2 protein-coding genes are annotated in these 2,704 nt (G+C 51.9%); both read right to left on the bottom strand.

The window, feature by feature from the left end:
* Positions 1 to 1,288, bottom strand: a 1,288-nt coding sequence (locus IKG78_RS19705; RefSeq protein WP_290947189.1) for an FISUMP domain-containing protein, incomplete at its 3' end; no start/stop codon positions are given.
* A 29-nt stretch (positions 1,289 to 1,317) separates the two neighbouring features.
* Entirely contained in the window at positions 1,318 to 2,583 is a 1,266-nt protein-coding gene (locus tag IKG78_RS19700) for a hypothetical protein (protein WP_290947186.1), read from the bottom strand.
* Between the last annotated feature and the right edge of the window lie 121 nt (positions 2,584 to 2,704).

Below are 2,704 nucleotides of genomic sequence, written 5' to 3'. Positions count from 1 at the left end.
GGCAAGTTTGGTCCTCGTTGCACTTGCCGCCGGGGAGGGCCGTAAATTCAAGGAAGTCGTCCCCATTTTCAGGTGTCCATCCGCTCGTAGCCTTGAAATGGGCACCGGCATCGTACAAGGGAGCACCTTCCATGGAGTATTCTGCCAGGGCTTCGTATTCGGCGCTTGTCGGGAGCCGCCAGCCTGTGGGGCATGCGAGATTTGCCGCTTCGAAATCGTACAAAAGACCGTAAGTTTCGCAATTTTCAGCCTTGTTGCCATAACACATTGTTGTTCCAACGCTAGGAACGTAACGCAGGTTTTCCTTTGTCCAACATTGTTCCTTGATGACAACAGTTTTGTATTCGTAGTCGCCACGAGTTATCGTCGAAACGCCGCATGTCCAAGAAGATTCTTCACTCGATGATTGCGGCGGTTGCACGCTGCTTGATGATGGTGGTTGTGTTACAATGCTTGAACTGGATGCAGCAACAGAGTTCGGCTCGACAGACGAGGAGGACCCTTCGGCAGGCTCAGGGACCTTGCTGCTGGACGATTGATCTTGTTTTTTGCTGCTGGAAGATGAACGGAGGTCCCCGCTCGAGGCGGGGATGACAGCTTCGCTGCTGGAAGATGCTTTTTTGCTTGAACTAGATGGCTGCGTTTTTACGCTGCTTGAACTGGAAGCAGCAACGGAGTTCGGCTTGATAGACGAAGAGGACCCTTCGGCAGGCTCAGGGACCTTACTGCTGGAGGATGGTTGCGTTTTTACACTGCTTGAACTAGAAGCAGCAACGGAGTTCGGCTTGACAGACGAGGAGGACCCTTCGGCAGGCTCAGGGACCTTGCTACTGGAGGATTGTTCTTTGTTTTTGCTGCTGGAGGATGGCTGTGTTTTTACACTGCTTGAACTGGATGATGCAGCGGAGTCCGACTTGACAGACGAAGAGGACTTGGACTTTTCTACGCTTGAAGAGGATTTATCCGACTTCACCGAAGAACTTGATGATTCCGTTTTCTTGATGGAACTGCTTGAGGATTTTGCATCGTCATTCGGTGCAACGTAATTGTACGCGCCGGGGTCCAGCGGGTTGTCGCGTTCGCCGAAATCGCTACAGGCGGTGAATAAGACGAAAGACGAGAGAGTGCAGACGAGAGATAAGAATGCTGCTAGAGATTGCTTCGTCCCTTGCGGTCCTCGCAATGACAAGCGAGAATCTGTTCCTCGCAATGACAAGCGAGAATCCGGTCTTTGCAATGACTCGCGAGAATCCATTCCCAATTCCAAGTTTCGATTTCTGAACTTCATAATTACAACCTTCCTACCGTTTACTATTCTCAGAACACAAAGAACGTCACGGCACCGGCACCGAGCATCCCGAAACCAATTCCGTAAAACACATTGCGCTTCGTCTTTGCGGATTCCACCTTGTCCCATTGCTTGTCGAAATCGCGTTTGTTGTCAAACGTCGCCTTGTCGTACTTTTTGCGTTCGTCGTTTCCGACGGAATTCTCGTAAATGCCGACAACGACACCGGCAACGCCAAGAGCCATCATCGCGATGGAAACGGGCTTCATGATTGCCGAACGGCTTTCTTTTGATGCGGCGTCACGAGCGGCATTGTCAGCGGCCATCTGTTCCGCGGTCGCGATCGAATCGGCACGGAGTTCTTCGGCGGTGGGTTTCGCTTTCTTGAGGCCGTACTTGATTTCAAGTCTGTCCTTGCCCGCCCACTGCGTCATGACCGTCTCGCGGAACCCTTCATCGCCCACTTCGACCTTGGCACAGAGCGGCACGCGGCCAGCAAAAGGCGTTTGCCCGGCCAGCGAATCGTTTACGAAAACAGGGACTTCGCGGAACGAGTCCTTGAATTCCGCTTTCAAAGATAAATTCCCCATGGCGACATCAAGAACGTTGTTCACATCTACGGTCCTTCCGCTCTGCACGTTCACCTTGAACTTTTGCGGTTCATAGCAACGATGGACAAATTCAATTTCATGGCTGCCGGGATTCAGTTCCCAAACGCCACGTGCATATTTTCGACCGTCCTTTTTGCTTTCGCCGTCAATCTTGATGACGAGTTCCGATTCGTTTCCCAGCTTATCGACCAGAACCGGCTGCAAATTTACCTTGCCGAGCGAACTTGCGACAATTCGCGAAAATAATTCGTTCGACTTCTGCCGGATTTCAGCTTCTAGCAATTCAATGTTGGATGCCTTGGTGCTGAAACTGCCCATGAGCTTGTTTCCCGCAGTCTCGTAGAGTTCCACGGTAATGGTGAGGTTGTTTGCGAAACGCCCCACGTGTCCTTGCGCAACGTAGTCGGCGGCGATGTTCTTGCCCGTCTCCACGAGGCAACTGCCTTCGCAATCCTCGATAGCCTTGCCCGGCGGGAGCATGACGCTGATGTTCTCTCGCGTCATGATCGTGTAGTTCTGCTCGGCAGGGAGCGCCTTCACCGCTTCGGACCTGAGCACGTCGGTGAGGTACTGCTTTTCTTCGAGCGAGAGCACCTCTTTGGGTGCAGTCGTCTCTAGCACCGCCACATGCGTCGCGAACGCCGGGAATGCAAGACACAGAATAAGCTTATACAAATTTTTCATAACAAACCACCGCAAAAAAGCTCGCCGCCAACAGGACCCGCAAGCAGTAGAAAAAATGGGTGAGAGCACCATCCAATAAGGATATCACAATCTTATAATAGCTAAAAATATGGCAAAGCGT

The sequence above is a fragment of the Fibrobacter sp. genome (assembly GCF_017545445.1).
Taxonomy (GTDB): domain Bacteria; phylum Fibrobacterota; class Fibrobacteria; order Fibrobacterales; family Fibrobacteraceae; genus Fibrobacter.
This window is presented reverse-complemented; position numbering and strand designations above follow the sequence as displayed.